Annotated in this window: 18 protein-coding genes and 1 pseudogene; 8 read left to right on the plus strand and 11 right to left on the minus strand. The window is 73.1% G+C overall.

Features of this window, described 5'->3' with window-relative positions:
• Positions 1–48 precede the first annotated feature (48 nt).
• The 5 genes from ACFVYI_RS15105 to ACFVYI_RS15125 form a co-directional block, all read right to left on the minus strand.
• Entirely contained in the window at positions 49–456 is a 408-nt protein-coding gene (locus tag ACFVYI_RS15105) for an NUDIX domain-containing protein (protein ID WP_387885208.1), read from the minus strand.
• A 10-nt stretch (positions 457–466) separates the two neighbouring features.
• A complete protein-coding gene (locus ACFVYI_RS15110) occupies positions 467–619 on the minus strand; it encodes an SPOR domain-containing protein (protein ID WP_387885210.1) in 153 nt (50 codons plus the stop codon).
• A gap of 238 nt (positions 620–857) precedes the next feature.
• Positions 858–2,399 carry a DUF4190 domain-containing protein gene (locus ACFVYI_RS15115; protein ID WP_387885212.1) on the minus strand — a complete coding sequence of 514 codons (1,542 nt, stop codon included), beginning with the start codon at positions 2,397–2,399 and terminating at the stop codon, positions 858–860.
• A 163-nt stretch (positions 2,400–2,562) separates the two neighbouring features.
• A complete protein-coding gene (locus ACFVYI_RS15120) occupies positions 2,563–3,381 on the minus strand; it encodes a methyltransferase domain-containing protein (RefSeq protein WP_387885214.1) in 819 nt (272 codons plus the stop codon).
• A gap of 169 nt (positions 3,382–3,550) precedes the next feature.
• Positions 3,551–4,933 carry a hypothetical protein gene (locus tag ACFVYI_RS15125; RefSeq protein ID WP_387885217.1) on the minus strand — a complete coding sequence of 461 codons (1,383 nt, stop codon included), beginning with the start codon at positions 4,931–4,933 and terminating at the stop codon, positions 3,551–3,553.
• 172 nt (positions 4,934–5,105) lie between these two features.
• Here ACFVYI_RS15125 and ACFVYI_RS15130 point away from each other — a divergent pair.
• The 4 genes and pseudogenes from ACFVYI_RS15130 (at position 5,106) to ACFVYI_RS15145 (ending at position 7,626) form a co-directional block, all read left to right on the plus strand.
• Positions 5,106–6,244, plus strand: a pseudogene (locus ACFVYI_RS15130) (dihydrofolate reductase family protein).
• 65 nt (positions 6,245–6,309) lie between these two features.
• Positions 6,310–6,975 (plus strand): HAD-IA family hydrolase, encoded by a 666-nt coding sequence (locus ACFVYI_RS15135; protein WP_387885220.1) that lies wholly within the window; start codon positions 6,310–6,312, stop codon positions 6,973–6,975.
• Between the two features lie 125 nt (positions 6,976–7,100).
• Positions 7,101–7,370 carry a type II toxin-antitoxin system Phd/YefM family antitoxin gene (locus tag ACFVYI_RS15140; RefSeq protein ID WP_387885221.1) on the plus strand — a complete coding sequence of 90 codons (270 nt, stop codon included), beginning with the start codon at positions 7,101–7,103 and terminating at the stop codon, positions 7,368–7,370.
• On the plus strand, positions 7,363–7,626 hold the full coding sequence (locus ACFVYI_RS15145; protein ID WP_387885224.1) for a type II toxin-antitoxin system RelE/ParE family toxin: 264 nt from the start codon (positions 7,363–7,365) through the stop codon (positions 7,624–7,626). The genes ACFVYI_RS15140 and ACFVYI_RS15145 overlap by 8 nt, the downstream gene beginning before the upstream one ends.
• Before the next feature lie 205 nt (positions 7,627–7,831).
• Here the strand turns inward: ACFVYI_RS15145 and ACFVYI_RS15150 are convergent, their stop codons facing one another.
• The 4 genes from ACFVYI_RS15150 to ACFVYI_RS15165 form a co-directional block, all read right to left on the minus strand.
• Positions 7,832–8,086, minus strand: coding sequence for a Txe/YoeB family addiction module toxin (locus tag ACFVYI_RS15150; RefSeq protein ID WP_355403450.1), 255 nt, complete (start codon positions 8,084–8,086; stop codon positions 7,832–7,834).
• Positions 8,083–8,364, minus strand: coding sequence for a type II toxin-antitoxin system Phd/YefM family antitoxin (locus tag ACFVYI_RS15155; RefSeq protein ID WP_375983048.1), 282 nt, complete (start codon positions 8,362–8,364; stop codon positions 8,083–8,085). Before ACFVYI_RS15155 ends, ACFVYI_RS15150 begins: the two co-directional genes overlap by 4 nt.
• A gap of 177 nt (positions 8,365–8,541) precedes the next feature.
• Positions 8,542–9,615, minus strand: coding sequence for a redox-regulated ATPase YchF (gene ychF, locus ACFVYI_RS15160; protein ID WP_387885226.1), 1,074 nt, complete (start codon positions 9,613–9,615; stop codon positions 8,542–8,544).
• Between the two features lie 75 nt (positions 9,616–9,690).
• The gene (locus tag ACFVYI_RS15165; RefSeq protein WP_387885227.1) at positions 9,691–10,080 is read right to left on the minus strand and encodes a VOC family protein; all 390 of its coding nucleotides are present in this window, start codon (positions 10,078–10,080) and stop codon (positions 9,691–9,693) included.
• 115 nt (positions 10,081–10,195) lie between these two features.
• Here ACFVYI_RS15165 and ACFVYI_RS15170 point away from each other — a divergent pair, with 115 nt between their 5' ends.
• Entirely contained in the window at positions 10,196–10,918 is a 723-nt protein-coding gene (locus ACFVYI_RS15170) for a DUF6542 domain-containing protein (RefSeq protein ID WP_387885229.1), read from the plus strand.
• Between the two features lie 113 nt (positions 10,919–11,031).
• Here the strand turns inward: ACFVYI_RS15170 and ppgK are convergent, their stop codons facing one another.
• The gene (gene ppgK / locus ACFVYI_RS15175) at positions 11,032–11,781 is read right to left on the minus strand and encodes a polyphosphate--glucose phosphotransferase (RefSeq protein ID WP_387885231.1); all 750 of its coding nucleotides are present in this window, start codon (positions 11,779–11,781) and stop codon (positions 11,032–11,034) included.
• Between the two features lie 131 nt (positions 11,782–11,912).
• Positions 11,913–12,887 carry a 4-hydroxy-3-methylbut-2-enyl diphosphate reductase gene (locus ACFVYI_RS15180; protein ID WP_387885233.1) on the minus strand — a complete coding sequence of 325 codons (975 nt, stop codon included), beginning with the start codon at positions 12,885–12,887 and terminating at the stop codon, positions 11,913–11,915.
• 87 nt (positions 12,888–12,974) lie between these two features.
• Between ACFVYI_RS15180 and ACFVYI_RS15185 the strand changes: the two genes are divergently transcribed.
• The 3 genes from ACFVYI_RS15185 (at position 12,975) to ACFVYI_RS15195 (ending at position 15,915) form a co-directional block, all read left to right on the plus strand.
• Positions 12,975–14,318, plus strand: coding sequence for an APC family permease (locus ACFVYI_RS15185; protein WP_387885234.1), 1,344 nt, complete (start codon positions 12,975–12,977; stop codon positions 14,316–14,318).
• A 39-nt stretch (positions 14,319–14,357) separates the two neighbouring features.
• Complete coding sequence (gene xseA / locus ACFVYI_RS15190) at positions 14,358–15,572, plus strand: exodeoxyribonuclease VII large subunit (protein WP_387885236.1); 1,215 nt, start codon at positions 14,358–14,360, stop codon at positions 15,570–15,572.
• A 91-nt stretch (positions 15,573–15,663) separates the two neighbouring features.
• Complete coding sequence (locus ACFVYI_RS15195; protein WP_387885238.1) at positions 15,664–15,915, plus strand: exodeoxyribonuclease VII small subunit; 252 nt, start codon at positions 15,664–15,666, stop codon at positions 15,913–15,915.
• Positions 15,916–15,939 lie beyond the last annotated feature (24 nt).

The following is a 15,939-nucleotide window of genomic DNA, read 5'->3' on the forward strand; positions in this document are numbered from 1 at the left end:
CCGGACCGCCCGGGGCCGGCGCACGGGAGGGGGTCAGTGCGCGGGGGCTCAACCCTCCGCGCCGGCCCCGGTCAGCAGGCGGGTGAGGTGCGGGAGGACCTCGCGGTCGTGGTCGAGCCAGTCCAACCCGTCGAGCTCGGCGGGGCCCAGCCAGCGGAGCTCGTCGTGGTCCTGCAGCGGCTGCGGATCGCCGGACAGCAGTTCGGCCACCCAGAGCCGCAGTTCCAGACCGGGGCGGACCAGCCACGCGCCGGGCAGCCGCTCCAGCGCCTTCGCCCGGACACCGAGCTCCTCCAGCAGCTCCCGCTCCAGCGCCTGGGGCTGCGTCTCGCCGGGCTCGACCTTGCCGCCCGGGAACTCCCAGCGGCCGGCCACCTCGGCCGGAGCACTGCGGCGGGCGGCCAGCACCCGGCCCCGGTGGACGAGCGCGCCCCCGACGACGATCCGGTTCTCCATGGCCCCGACCCTATGCGGCCTCGGCCTCGACCCAGTACAGCTGCTTGTGGCCGCGGGCCTCGAACTCGGCCGCCAGCCGCTCGGCCTCGGCCCGGTCCAGGCCCTTGGCGACCACGAAGCGGTTGCCGTTGTCGTCCTGGCGCATCACCCGACAGGTGTCCATGCCGGTGAGCTTAGGCGCCCTCCCCCGGGCCGGAACGGCGGCCGCCGCTCGGCCCGCGGCCCTCCCCCTGGGCGTACGGTCCCGGCCCGCGTGGGGGTCGGGCCGGGACCGTGCCCACGGGGACGCTACGCCCGGCGCGCTACCGGCAGGTACGGGCCCGGTTAACGCCCGGTAAGACGCGCCCCGGCCGCTCCCCCGTCGTCGGTCCCCGATCCCGCCGTCCGGGCCGGCCCCGCCGTCAGACCCGGATCTCGCCGACCTGCTCACCGGTCGAGAGGCCGAGTTCACGGCGGATCTCCACGGTCACCTTGGCCGACTTGGAGACCAGCGCCTTCGCCCGCCGGATCTCCCGTTCGAGCGAGGTCGCGTCGACGGTCCTGGCCGCGGTGTCCCAGGCCGTGGCGGCGTCGCGCTGGGCGGCCGCCAGCTCGGTCACCTTCGGCCTGGCGCCCTCGGGCCAGACCACCGCGCCCTTGGACAGCTGCTCGGCCTCCTTGCGGGAGGCGTCGGCCATCCGGCCCGCCCAGGACACGTACTCGGACCGGGCGTCGGCGATCTCGGCGTCCGGCTCGCTCCAGGAGACGGTGTTGTAGGCCCGGGCGGCCTCCAGGTAGGTCAGCTGGGCCGAGGACAGCTTGCCCCGGTCGGTGCGGACACTGCCCAGGTGCTCGGCGTCGCGGTCCTCGTAGGCGCAGGTCGCGTAGCGCTCGCCGGACTTCCAGTTGGCGCGGCTCGGGTAGAGGTAGACCTCGTCCATGCCGTCCGGCACGGCCCAGTAGTCGAGCGCGTAGTCGGTGAGCACCGGGCCGCAGAGGGTCGCGGCGCCCTCCCGGACCCGGCTCTCGCCCGGGTAGGAGAGCCCGTCGCCCTCCGGGATCCGGGCGGTGCCGGCCACCTCGCCGTGGTGCGGCAGCGAGCAGGACGCCTTGAGCACCCAGAGGACCGTCACGTCGCCGTCCTCGGAGGCAGCGGCGCCGCCGGGCGGGTTGTAGCAGTCGCCGGACTTGAGCGAGGACCAGAGCACCGAGCCCGGGGGCGCCTTCGGCGCACGGGCGGGGCGGTCGGCGTCGACGCTCGCGTCCACTCCGGCGGCGAGGACGCCGAGGAAGCCCACCAGGGTGACCAGCACCCCGAGAACGCCCAGCACCACACCGGTCACCGCCATGCCGCGGCCGCGCTCGTTGCGCTTGGGGATCTGGACCAGCGCGACGATGCCGAAGGCGAGCGAGAGCGGCCACATGCAGAGCAGGCCGGTGACCAGCGCGGCGACGGAGAAGCCGTTGGTGACCTCGGGGGCCGGGTAGGCGTAGCCGGGCTGGAAGCCGGAGAGCGCGCCGGGCGGGACGGCGGCCCAGCCGGAGGCGGGCGGCGGTCCGGGCGGCACCGGGCCGCCGGCGGTGGCCCACGGGTCGGCGGCGGGCGCGGCGGGGGCGGTCGTGCCGGGGGCGCCGGGCGCGGTGGGCGCGGAGCCGGGGGCGGTCGTGCCGGGCGCGGCCCACGGGTCTGCGGGCGCTGCGGGCGCCGCGGCGGTGGACGCCGCGGACTCGGCCGGCCCGGCGTCGACCTCGGCCGGCTTGGTCAGCTCCACCCGGTCCGCGGGCTCCGGAGCACCCGCCACCACGGCGTCGGCCGACGAGGTGCCCACGGCCGGAGCATCCGGACCTGCCGGCGCGGCGGCCGGCGGCGCGACGGCGTCCGGGGGCTCGCCGGTCGACCCGGCGGCGTCCGACGCGGCGGCATCCGACGCGGGAACGGGCGCGTCGGACTCGGGCTTGGACACGTGGACTCCCCCGGCCCGCTCACGGGCATCAGCTCGGCAGTGACGACTCGAACGTTCCGTGGACGGACCGACCGGCTGACCGGCGGGCGGACCATGGGAACGGACGCGCGACTTTACCCGATCTTGGAGAACACCCACTCGCCCTTTTCCGGCCGCCGGACGCTCACGACCGGCGTGCCAGCACCTCGCCGTGCAGCATCGCGAACCACCCGTCCTCGGCGGCCACCCAGTCCCGCCACCCGGCCGCGATCCGCTCCAGCTCCACCCGGTCCGCGTACCCCTCGGTCACCGCCACCTCGGCGATGTCGGTCGCCAGGATCCGGTCGGCCCACAGCCCGCCCCACCACTCCCGCTGCTCGGGCGTCGCGTACGTCCAGGTGCTGGAGGTCGCGGTGACGTCGGTGAAGCCGGCCTCCCGGGCCCAGGACAGCAGCCGTCGGCCGGCGTCCGGCTCGCCGCCGTTGGCGCGGGCGACCCGCCGGTACAGCGCCAGCCAGCGGTCCAGCTCGGACACCTGCGGGTACCAGGTCATGGTCGCGTAGTCGACGTCCCGGGCCGCGACGACTCCACCCGGCGCCGTCACCCGGCGCATCTCCCGCAGCGCCCCCACCGGATCACTCAGGTGCTGCAGCACCTGATGGGCGTGCACCACGTCGAACTCCCCGTCCGCGTACGGCAGTCCGTGCACGTCGGCGACCTCGAAGACCATGTTGGCCACGCCGCGGTCCGCCGCGTACCGGGCGGCCGACTCCAGCACCTCGGCCGAGGTGTCCACGGCCACCACCCGCCCGGTCGGGCCGACCAGCTCGGCCAGTTCGGCGGTGATCGTGCCGGGGCCGCAGCCGACGTCCAGCACGGCCTGCCCGGGCCTCAGTTCGGGCCGCAGGTAGGCCGCCGAGTTGGCCACCGTGCGGGAGCGGTGCGAGCGCAGCACGGGCTCCTGGTGGCCGTGCGTGTAGACGGTGGGCTGCTGTCCGGTCATGGCGGTCCCCCTGGGGTTCGGCGGTTCCCTGCGGTCGGTTCTCCCGACGTCCGCGACGCTACTCCTCGTCCCGCATGACGAGAAGATTCGTCTCACATTTCGATCATCATGCCCCACGCGAAGGCCCTCGCCCGGAGTCCGGGCGAGGGCCTTTGCCGTGCGGGTGACGCTAGTTGATGGTGAACCAGGTGGTGCGGGACTTCTTCCACTCCGGGTGGGTGAGGTCCTTGGCCTCGGTGCCGTCGCCGTACAGGTCGGCGGAGCCGTCGTCGGTGATCAGCTGCACCCGGGCCCCCGGGGCGGTGAGGTCCGGGACGTCCGGCACGGCCTCCCAGCCGCCCGCGTCACTGGTCGGCAGGTCCAGCACCTTGACCGGCTGCGAACCGGGCTGACCGTCCCAGCGGTAGAGCGCGTACGGGTCGGAGTTGTCGTCCGCCGCCCAGGAGCCGGCCACGATCAGGTACTGGCCGAGCGCGTTGCGCCGCAGGTCGCGGACGGAGAGCCCGCCGAGGTCCAGCTCGATCGGGGCACCGAACGTCGCGTGCGCCGAACCGCCGGGCAGCGAGGAGAAGTTGGTGACCGGCACGATCAGCGCCCTGCCACCGGTGACCGCCGGGGCGAGCGGCGCACGGAAGCCCACGTACGCGGTCGTGGAGCTGCCCGGCGCGAACTCCAGGCCCTCCACGTTGAAGCCGTCGATCTGCTTGGGCGCCTCGCCGGAGGCCGCACCGGCCGCGAAGCCGTACCGGTTGCCGTTCGCCTCGTCCCAGGCGATCAGGTCGTCGCGCAGGCCGGTGTACTCGCCCGCCAGGGCCAGCTGCGTCGCGGCGCCCGAGCCGGTCACGGTGGTGGTGAACACCGTGTGCCGCGGGGTCTTGATCTCGCCGTCCTTGTTGTTGCCCAGCGAGCCGGTCCAGTAGACGGTGTTGCCGATCCGGGTGGCGCCCTCGATGTCGATCTCCTTGGAGACGCCGAGCGCGCTGCTGAAGTCCCAGGTCCGCACCGGCGCTCCCGAGGCGTTGCGGTCGTACAGCCGCAGCACGTTGGACTCGTCGTCCGCCACCACGACGTACCCGCCGCCCGCGTCGACGGCCGCCGAGGCGTCGCTGGAGCCGGTCAGGTACCGGCTGTCGGCCGAGCGCTGGACGGCCGGCGAGGCCGCGTAGTGCAGCGTCTTGGTGGCGCTCTTGCCGCCGAGGCCGGTGACCTTGACGGTCAGGTCGGTGTAACCGACGCCCTGGGCGGCGACCGCGAGGGTGCGGCTGCCGGTGGTGCCCGTGACGGTGACGTCACCGGTCCGGGCCACCGAGCTGCGCGTGGTGGCCGAGGCGGCGACCGTCAGCGCGGAGGTGGCCGCGCCGCTCTGCGCGACGGTGACGGTGACCGTCGGGTCACCGGTGGCGCCGACCGCGCCGGAGAGGTAGCCGGCCGAGAGCGTGATCGTGGGGGTTCCGTACGTCACGGCGGCGGCGGACCCGGCGGGCAGTGCGAGCACCGGCAGTGCGGCGACGGCGACGGCCAGCGGCAGCAGGCCGCGGGAGAGACGGGACACGGTGACAGCCCTTCGAGGTGGGGGGCGGTGCGAGGTCCGGACCAGGGTGGGGCCCCTCGGCGAACGCCGCCCCTCCGGCAGCGGGCCACCGGACGAACACCTGCCCCCGTGCGGCGCGCCCCGCACGGCCCGGCCCGTACCGTGGACGGGCTCCCGACAGAACGGTTCCACCATGCCCGGCCGCCGCCCCTTCGTCCTGCTGAGCGCCGCGATGTCCCTCGACGGACACCTCGACGACGCCTCCCCCGACCGCCTGCTGCTCTCCAGTCCGGCGGACTTCGAACGGGTGGACGAGGAGCGCGCCGCCAGCGACGCGATCCTGGTCGGCGGCAACACCCTGCGCACGGACAACCCCCGGCTGCTGGTCAACGACCCCGGCCGACGGGCCGCCCGGCTCGCGGCCGGCCGGCCCGAGTACCCGCTGAAGGTCACCCTGACCGCGGGCGGGGCGCTCGACCGGGCGCTCAGGTTCTGGCACACCGGCGGCGACAAGGTCGTCTACACCTCGGACGCCGGCGCCGCGGTGCTCCGCCCGACACTGGACGGGCTGGCCGATGTGGTGGCGCTCGGCGGGGCCGTCGAGCTGGGCGCCGTCCTGGACGACCTCGGGGCCCGCGGAGTGCGGCGGCTGATGGTCGAGGGCGGTGGCAGCGTGCACACCCAGTTCCTGGCCCAGGGCCTGGCCGACGAGCTCCAGCTGGCCGTCGCCCCGCTGCTGGTCGGGCAGGCGGACGCGCCGCGCTTCGTCCACCCGGCGGCCTTCCCGGGTGGTCCGGCCCGCCGGATGCGCCTGCTGGAGGCACGTACCGTGGGCGATGTCGTCCTGCTCAGGTACGCCCCGAAGGAGCCCGCCCCGTGACCAGCGCACCGTCCGACCTCGCACACCTGCGGCGGGCCGTCGAGCTCTCGCGCCGCTGCCCGCCGTCCACGACGGCCTTCTCGGTCGGCGCGGTGATCGTCGGCGCGGACGGCGAGGTGCTCGCCGAAGGCTGGAGCCGGGAGACGGACCCGCACGTCCACGCCGAGGAGTCGGCCCTGGCCAAGCTCCCGGCGGGCGATCCGCGACTGCGCGGCGCGACCGTCTACAGCTCGCTGGAACCCTGCGGCCGACGGGCCTCCCGGCCGCTGCCGTGCGCCCGGCTGCTGATCGCGGCGGGCGTCCCCCGGGTGGTGGTCGCCTGGCGCGAGCCGGACCTCTTCGTCACCGACTGCCAGGGGACGGCGCTGCTGGAGGCGGCCGGGATCGAGGTCGTGGAGCTGCCGGAGCTGGCCGAGGAGGCCCGCGCGGTCAATGGTCACCTGATGGGCTGATCTTTTGTATCCTTATTAAACAATCGACTCGCACGCCCGCACTCCGCCCCGCGAGGAGCCACCCCATGCCCGCCACCCCCATCACCCTGACCGCCCGCGCCCTCCTGCTGGACATGGACGGCACCCTGGTCAACTCCGACGCCGTGGTCGAGCGCTGCTGGCACCGCTGGGCCGGGGCGCACGACCTCGACCCCGCCGAGGTGCTCCGACTCGCACACGGCCGCCAGGGCCACGCCACCATGGCCGCCCTGCTGCCCGGGCGCCCGACCGAGCTCAACCGCGCCGACAACGAGCGGATGCTCGCCGAGGAGAAGGCCGACGTCGAGGGCATCGTGCCGATTCCCGGCGCCGCCGCCTTCCTCGCCTCCCTGACCGGCCTGCCGCACGCCCTGGTCACCTCCGCCGACGAACCGCTCGCCCGGATCCGGATGGCCGCCGCGGGCCTCCCGCTGCCGCCCGTCCTCGTCACCGCCGAGTCCGTCGGCGCCAGCAAGCCCGACCCCGAGGGCTTCCTCAAGGGCGCCGCCGCGCTCGGCTTCGCGCCCGCCGACTGCCTCGCGTTCGAGGACTCCTCGGCCGGAATCGCCGCCGCCGTGGCCGCCGGCATACCCGTCCTCGGCATCGGCCCCCGCGCCAGCGCCCACCGCACCACCGCCGCCCACGCCCTCACCCTGGAGCAGGTCACCGTCACCGCCGCCCACGACGGCACCCTGACCATCCGCATCGCCTGACGGCGCCCTGTCGGGGAGCTCGCCCTCGGTCGATCGGAAACACGACAAAGGGGCCGACTCCCCGGGGAGTCGGCCCCCGCCGTAATGTCTTGTGTACACATAGGACACCAGGTACCTTTGGGCGCATGACACAGCCGCTGCCCATAGAGTCCATCCGCGACGTGCGCGCTCACCTGGCGGAGGTAGTGGAGCGTGCGGACCGCGACGACGTGCCCACGGTCATCACGCGCCGGGGCAAAGAGGTCGCCGCCGTGGTCTCCATCGAGGTCCTCCGCAAGTACCAGCAATGGGAAGAGCGCGAGATCAACCGGATCATCGACGAGCGCATGGCGAACCCCTCGGCCGGCAGTCCGATCGAGGACGTCATGAGGGAGACGCTGGCGCGCAGTGAGTGAGTACCGCACCGTCTTCCGGCCGGAGGCTCAGGCCGAGCTGCGGAAGATCCCCCGTGACATGGCGCTGCGCATCCTGGCCAAGCTGACCGAGCTGGAGCGCGACCCCTTCGGCTTCAACACCACAGCGCTCGTCTCCCAGCCCGAACGCCGTCGCCTGCGCGTGGGTGATTACCGCGTCGTCTACACGATCGAGAACGGAGAGCTGGTGGTGTGGGTCGTGCACGTCGGCCATCGCTCCACCGTCTACGACACCTGATCCCACACCGAAGAATCCGACACGCACAACCGAAAGGGGCCGACTCCCGGAGGAGTCGGCCCCTTTACGGCGGGCCGGCGTCGGTCCGTCCGCTCAGACGTTGAAGCGGAACTTCCACCACAACGCTGTGACCTGCGAAAACGTTGATCCTGGCGGCCCGAGTCAGCACGGAATCAGCACGGTGAATCGAACTCGCAGCCAGCCATCAGTAGTGGTAACGGGCGGCCAGAACGATGATCTCCCGGTCCGTCACCAGGTAGACGAGGCGGTGCTCATCGTCGATCCGCCGCGACCAGGCCCCCGGCAGGTGGTACTTCAGCGGCTCGGGCTTGCCGATCCCGGCGAACGGGTCGCGCAGGACGTCCTCGATGAGCTTGTTGATCCGGGCGAGCATCTTGCGGTCGTTCTTGAGCCAGGACGTGTAGTCCTCCCAGCCGCCCTCTTCGAAGACGAGCCTCACGCGGCACCCTTCTCGACATCCGCCGCATCAGGGTCGATGAGCTCCCGCTCGGAAAGCCCTATGCCGCCAAGGGCGTTCTCGTACGCCTTGAGCAAGCGGCGGGCGTTCACCGGCGAGCGCAACAGGTAGGAGCCTTCACGCAGGGCGGCATAGTCCTCGGCCGAGACGAGTACGGCATTTCCGTGCTTGGAGACGATCTCGATGGCCTCGTGATCATCGTTGACCTTCTTGATCAACGGGAAGAGAGCCTTGCGCGCCTCGCTGGCAGTGATCGACATCGACTGAACTCCCTCCATAACTGGTACCACATAACGTACCACTCAAGCAGGCGCGACGAGTCGAAGAAGTCAGCACCAAGTCAGCACGGAAAAGAGATCGGGGCCCGCCTCAAGGGAGGCGGGCCCCGCCTGACCTGCACATTTGACAGATCAAGCTAGCTCAAAGTAATCATGCGATCACACGTTGAAGCGGAACTCCACGACGTCGCCGTCCTGCATGACGTATTCCTTGCCCTCGATGCGGGCCTTGCCCTTGCTGCGGGCCTCGGCGATGGAGCCGCAGGCGACCAGGTCGTCGAAGGAGATGACCTCCGCCTTGATGAAGCCCTTCTGGAAGTCGGTGTGGATCACACCGGCGGCCTCGGGGGCGGTGGCGCCCTTCTTGATGGTCCAGGCCCTGGTCTCCTTGGGGCCCGCGGTGAGGTAGCTCTGCAGGCCGAGGGTCTCGTAGCCGACCCGGCCGAGGGTGGCCATGCCGGTCTCCTCCTGGCCCATGGACTGCAGGAGCTCCAGCGCCTCGTCCTCGTCCATGCCGATCAGCTCGGACTCGATCTTGGCGTTCAGGAAGATCGCCTCGGCGGGGGCGACCAGGGCGCGCTGGGCCTCCTTGAACTCCTCGTCGACCAGCTCGTCCTCGTCGACGTTGAAGACGTAGAGGAAGGGCTTGGTGGTGAGCAGGTGCAGCTCGCGCACCGAGGAGGCGTCGAAGCCCGCCTCGAAGAGGGTCTTGCCGGTCTCCAGGATCTTCTGGGCGGCCTCGGCGGCGGCCAGCGTGGCGGCCGACTCCTTCTTCAGGCGGGCCTCCTTCTGGAGCCGGGGCAGCACCTTCTCGATCGACTGGAGGTCCGCGAGGATCAGCTCGGTGTTGATGGTCTCGATGTCGTCCTTCGGCGAGACCTTGCCGTCGACGTGCACCACGTCCGGGTCGACGAAGGCCCGGATGACCTGGCAGATCGCGTCCGACTCACGGATGTTCGCCAGGAACTTGTTGCCCAGGCCCTCACCGACCGAGGCCCCGCGCACGATGCCCGCGATGTCGACGAAGTCGACGGTGGCCGGGAGGATGCGCTGCGAGCCGAAGATCTCGGCGAGCTTCGCCAGCCGCGCGTCCGGGACGCCGACGACGCCGACGTTCGGCTCGATGGTGGCGAACGGGTAGTTGGCCGCCAGCACGTCGTTCTTGGTCAGGGCGTTGAACAGGGTCGACTTGCCGACGTTCGGCAGGCCGACGATTCCGATCGTGAGCGACATGAAGCGCAGTCCCGTGGGCTTGGAGGAGTTGGGTCGGCACCGTGCGGGCCGATCCCCCAGTCTACGGGCAGCGGGTCAGGCCCCCGCTGCGGGCAGCGGCTCCAGGAACTCCAGGCGGTTGCCGAGGCGGTCGCTGGAGTGGAAGCGGCGATGACCGGGCAGATCGTCATCCCAGACGACCTCATGACCATGTGCGGAGAGCCGCTCGGCGAGCGCGTCCAGCGCCCGCACCTGGATGCCGGGGTGCCCCTTGCGGGCCGGCCGGAACTCCGGCACGACGCCCAGGTGCACCTCGACCCCGCCGCCACGGAACCAGCAGCCGCCGCGCGCCGCCAGCACCGGGGGCTTGGTCAGCTCCGCCATGCCGAGCACGTCGCGCCAGAAGGCGCGGCACTCGTCCTCCGCCCCCGCCGGGATGTCGAGCTGGACGTGGTGCAGGCGTTCGAAGGCGAATCCGCTGGTCATGCGTCCCCCTGGAGGAGTTGAGCGACGATCACACCAGTACTCCGTCCGGAGACACGGAGCAAGGTCCCGAGGCCCATTACACAGTGTGGCGATGATCGGACCGTACGTTGGGTGGGTGGAGCAGCGCATCCGAACCCAGCCGCCAGGGCCCAGACGCCGACCGCCGAACGGCGCGGCCGGGGCCGCCGTCCCCGGGCCCGGGCGGGCCCCCGAGACCGCCGAGGCCTCCGCCGCACCCGCCTCCCGACTACGCCCCGTGGCCGGCCTGCCCGAGCGCGGCCGGCCCGGCGGTGCCCGGCCCCGGCTGCGTCTGCCGTTCGGACCGCGCCCCGGCGAGCGTGACGACGCCCACGAGAACGCCCGCGAGGACGCCCAGGGCGGTGAGCGCGGTGGCGAACGCACCGGCGAACGCGGTGGTGGCCGCCCGAACGGCCGCCTCTACGGGCGCCGGCGCACCGGGCGGCCCACCCGGCTGACCGCGATCGGCACCGGGGTGGCCGCGACGCTCGCGACCGTCGCGCTGGCGGGCGTGGACCGGATGCTGTTCGGCGGTCTCGGGGTGCTGTTCGGCATCGGCTACCTGGTCATCTGCTTCCAGCTGGCCGTCCGGGTCCGGTTCGCCGACCTGCTGGCAGCCCCGATCAGCGGACCGATCGCCTTCGCCGTCGCCCTGCTGCTGCTCGGCCCGGTCACCTCCTCGGGCGTGACGGCCCAGGTGGTGGCGCTGGCGACGGGCCTGGCGATGCGGGCCGGCTGGCTCTTCACCGGCACCGGCCTGGCCGCGGTCATCGTGATCGCCCGGTTCGTGGCCCAGCGGCGGATCCACCGCGCCCGCTGAGGAGTGGGACGTCGGACCGGCCGACTTCCCACTCCCCACCGCCGTACGCCCCGCTCCCCACCGCCGTACGCCCCCCGGCCCGGCACCGATCGGAGCGAGGGCCCGCCGACGGCTCAGGCGGAAGAGGCCCGGGCCGCCGCCATGCCCGCCCCGACGATCCCGGCGTCGTTGCGCAGCTCGGCCGGGACGATCCGCGCCTCGCGGCCGCGCAGCAGCGGCAGGAACTTCTCGTGCTTGCGGCTCACTCCGCCGCCGATCACGATCAGCTGCGGCGAGAACAGCATCTCCACCAGGTCGAGGTACTCGTCGACCCGCACCGCCCACTGCTCCCAGCTCAGCCCGTGCCGCTCCTTGGCCGCCGAGGAGGCCCGCCGCTCGGCGTCCTTGCCGCGCAGCTCCAGGTGGCCCAGCTCGGTGTTGGGCACCAGCGTGCCGTCCACGAAGAGCGCGCTGCCGATGCCGGTGCCGAAGGTCAGGACGAGGACGACGCCCTGCTGGTCGCGGCCGGCCCCGTGGACGGTCTCGGCGAGCCCGGCCGCGTCGGCGTCGTTGAGCACGACGGCCGGCAGGTCGAGCGCCTCGCGGAACAGGCCCGCGGCGTCCAGGCCGATCCAGCCCTTGTCGACGTTGGCGGCCGTTCTGGTCTGTCCGTTCACCACCACACCGGGGAAGGTCAGCCCGACCGGTCCCCGGTGGTCGAAGTGCCGGACCACCTCGCGGACGGCGGCGACCACGGCCTCCGGTGCCGAGGGCTGCGGGGTGAGGGCCTTGTGCCGCTCCTGGGCGAGCACGCCCCGGGCCAGGTCGACGGGGGCGCCCTTGATGCCCGAACCGCCGATGTCCACACCGAATACCGCCGTCATGACGACCGCCCTCCGCCGAAACCGTTGTCCACAGCCTGTGCACACCTGTGCACAAAACTACGAGAGCCCACCCGGCCGCGCACAGCGGAAAACCCGGCACCCCCGAGGGGCACCGGGTTCTCCGGGGTCCGCTACAGCTTGCCGGCGGCCTCGGCGCGCAGGTCGCGGCGGAGTTCCTTGGGCAGCGAGAAGGTCAGGTGCTCCTCGGCGGTCTTGACGGTCGACACGTCGCCGTAGCCGCGCGCGGCCAGCCAGTCCAGCACGCCCTCGACCAGGATCTCCGGCACCGAGGCGCCGCTGGTGAGGCCGACCGTGGTGACGCCGTCCAGCCAGGACTCCTGGATCTCGTCGGCGAAGTCCACCAGGTGGGCGGCCTTGGCGCCGTACTCCAGGCCGACCTCGACCAGGCGGACGGAGTTGGAGGAGTTCTTGGAGCCGACCACGATCAGCAGGTCCGTCTCGGGCGCCATCTGCTTGACGGCGACCTGGCGGTTCTGGGTGGCGTAGCAGATGTCGTCGCTGGGCGGGCTGACCAGCAGCGGGAAGCGCTTCTTCAGCTCACCCACGGTGGCCATGGTCTCGTCCACCGAGAGCGTGGTCTGGGAGAGCCAGACGACCTTGGACTCGTCGCGGACCTCGACGCCCGCGACGTCCTCGGCACCGTCCACCAGGTGGATCCGGTCCGGGGCCTCACCCATGGTGCCGACGACCTCCTCGTGGCCCTCGTGGCCCACCAGCAGGATGTCGAAGCCCTCGTCGGCGAACCGGACGGCCTCCTTGTGCACCTTGGTGACCAGCGGGCAGGTGGCGTCGATGGTGGCGAGCCGGCCGGCCTCGGCCTCGTCGTGGACGGACGGCGCGACGCCGTGCGCGGAGAACACCACGATCGAACCCTCGGGCACCTCCTCCGTCTCGTCGACGAAGATCGCGCCCTGCTTCTCCAGGGTCTGCACCACGTACTTGTTGTGGACGATCTGCTTGCGGACGTAGATCGGCGCCCCGTACTGCTCCAGGGCCTTCTCCACGGCGATCACTGCGCGGTCGACGCCCGCGCAGTAGCCCCGGGGGGCGGCGAGCAGGACACGGCGCTGCGCGGTGTTGGACATGGCTCCATCGTACGGGCGGCGGCGGGCCGCGCCGACGGAAGGCGCTTTCGTGCCGTATCCGGTCACCGGTGCTCAAATGTGGAAGTTATGAGCGAGCGAGTCGACGCCGGAGGCCTGCGGCGCAGCCTGAGTGTCCGCGATCTGATGGTGTACGGGCTCCTGTTCATCGCCCCGATGGCACCGGTCGGCGTGTTCGGCGTGCTGGACGCCAAGAGCCACGGGGCGGTGGCGTCGGTCTACCTGGCGGCGACGGTCGCGATGGGTTTCACCGCCTTCTCGTACGCCCAGATGGTGCGGGCGGTGCCGCAGACCGGCTCGGTGTTCGCCTACGCGCGGGCCGGCCTGGGCGAGGGGCCGGGGTTCATCGCCGGCTGGATGGCGATGCTGGACTACCTGCTGATCCCGGCCGTGGCGTACCTCTTCTCGGGCATCGCCCTGAACTCGCTGGTGCCGGACGTGTCGCGCTGGGTGTGGACGGCGCTGGCGGTGCTGGTCACCACCGCGCTCAACCTGGCCGGGGTGCGGACGGCGGCGGCGGTGGGCCTCGGGGTGCTGGCGCTGGAGATCGCGGTGCTGGCGGTGTTCGTGGTGGCGGCCGTGGTGGTGCTGGTGCGCGACGGGGCGCAGCGCGGCTGGGACACGCCGTTCACGGCGGTCGGCGGCTTCTCGCTGACCGCCGTGATCTCGGCGGTCTCGGTCGCGGTCCTGTCGTACCTGGGCTTCGACGCGATCGCCACCTTCGTGGAGGAGGCGGTCGGCGCCTCGGCGGCGGTGGCCCGGGCGGTGCTGTGGTGCCTGGTGCTGGCCGGGGTGCTCTTCGTGGTGCAGACGTACCTGGCGGCGCTGCTGGAGCCGCTGACCCCGCAGCAGCTGGCGGCGGACCCGGCCGCGCAGGGCTCGGCCTTCTACGACACGGTGGAGAGCGGGATCGGGCACTGGCTGCACCTGCTGGTGGCGGCGAGCAAGGCGATCGGGGCGGCCTTCGCGGCGCTGGCCGGGCAGGCGGCGGCCGGCCGGCTGGTCTTCGCGATGGGCCGGGAGGGGCGGCTGCCGCGCTTCCTGGCCGCGGTGGACGCGGACTCGGCGGTGCCGCGCCGGGCGCTGCTGGTCGCGGCGGTGATCACGATGGGCGCGGCCGTCTGGGCGGCGAACCGGGACGACGGGCTGGACCAGCTGACCTCGGTGGTGAACGTCGGCGCGCTGACGGCCTTCGCGCTGCTGCACGCCTCGGTGATCGGCTGGTACGTGGTGAAGCACGGCTCGCGGGACTGGCTGCGGCACCTGGTGGTACCGCTGCTGGGCATCGCGGTGATCGGCGCGGTGGTCTACGAGGCCTCGCCCACCGCGCAGCTCACCGGGGCGGTCTGGCTGGGGGTCGGGCTCGTCGTGCTGCTCGTCCAGGGGGCCTCCGCCGTGGGCATCCGCCGTTAGGTCCGGTCCCTGTCGGCATCCGCCGCTAGCCTCGTACGCATGGCCAACACCAGCTCCCCCGAAGCGCCGCTCCCGGTCGGCAAGGTCTCCGCGCTGATCGGCGGCTGGATCGACCGGCTCGGCGCGGTCTGGGTGGAGGGCCAGATCACCCAGCTCAGCCGGCGGCCGGGCGCGGGCGTGGTGTTCCTGACCCTGCGTGACCCGCAGGCGGACGTGTCGCTGACGGTGACGTGCTTCCGCTCGGTCTTCGACGAGGTCGCCGACGCGGTGCAGGAGGGCTCGCGGGTCGTCGTGCACGCCAAGCCGGAGTGGTACGCGGCCCGCGGCCAGCTCTCGCTGCGGGCGGCCGAGATCCGGCTGGTGGGGCTCGGCGAGTTGCTGGCCCGGCTGGAGCAGCTCAAGCGGCGCCTCGCCGGCGAGGGCCTGTTCGCGGCCGAGCGGAAGCGGCCGCTGCCGTTCCTGCCGCAGTGCGTCGGCCTGGTCACCGGGCGCGGTTCGGCGGCCGAGCGGGACGTCCTGGAGAACGCCCGGCGGCGCTGGCCGGCCGTCCGCTTCGAGGTGCGCAACGTGCCGGTGCAGGGCGTCAGCGCGGTGGAGCGGGTCGGCGCGGCGGTGCGCGAGCTGGACGAGCACCCCGAGGTGGACGTGATCATCGTGGCCCGGGGCGGCGGCAGCGTGGAGGACCTGCTGCCGTTCTCGGACGAGGCGCTGGTGCGGCTGGTCGCGGCCGCCCGGACGCCGGTGGTCAGCGCGATCGGGCACGAGCCGGACCAGCCGTTGCTGGACTTCGTCGCCGACCTGCGCGCCTCCACTCCGACCGATGCCGCCAAACGGGTGGTGCCGGACGTCGGCGAGGAGCTGACGAAGGTCCTGACCCTGCGCGACCGGGCCCGGCGACAGGTGCTCGGCCGGGTCGACCGGGAGCAGCACGGGCTGGACGGGGTGCGCAGCCGCCCGGCGCTGGCCGCGCCGCACCGGATGCTGGACGGCCGCGGCCAGGAGGTGGGGGCCCTGCTGGAGCGGGCCCGGCGCACCCTCGGGCACCGGTTGGACCACGCGCAGAGCGACCTCGGGCACACCCTGGCCCGGGTGGTCGCCCTCTCCCCCGCCGCCACCCTGGAGCGCGGCTACGCGGTGCTGCAGCGCGCGGACGGCACGGTGGTGACCGATCCGGCGCAGGTGGCGGCGGGCGACGGGCTGCACGCCCGGGTGGCGGGCGGCGGCTTCGACGTGACGGCCGGCCCCCGGTCGTAGGAGCGCCGGCACGCGGCGCAGGCCGGTCGGGTGCATCCGGTCGCGCACGGCTGCGGCCGTTCTGTCGGCGCCAGCCCCTACGCTGGCTCCCATGGCTGAGCAGGAGCAGGTGGAGGCGGCGCCCCGGACGCCGGACGACGCGCTGGGGTACGAGCACGCCCGGGACGCGCTGCTGGAGGTCGTCCGGCAGTTGGAGAACGGCGGCACGTCGCTGGAGGAGTCGCTGGCGCTCTGGGAGCGCGGCGAGCAGCTGGCGAAGGTCTGCCAGCGGTGGCTGGACGGCGCCCGGGCCCGGCTGGACGCCGCGCTGGCCGCCGAGGAGGGCGGCTCCACCCAGGAGTGATGCGCGTCACACCACCCCGGGGAA

The organism is Kitasatospora sp. NPDC058218 (genome assembly GCF_042882445.1).
Lineage (GTDB): Bacteria > Actinomycetota > Actinomycetes > Streptomycetales > Streptomycetaceae > Kitasatospora.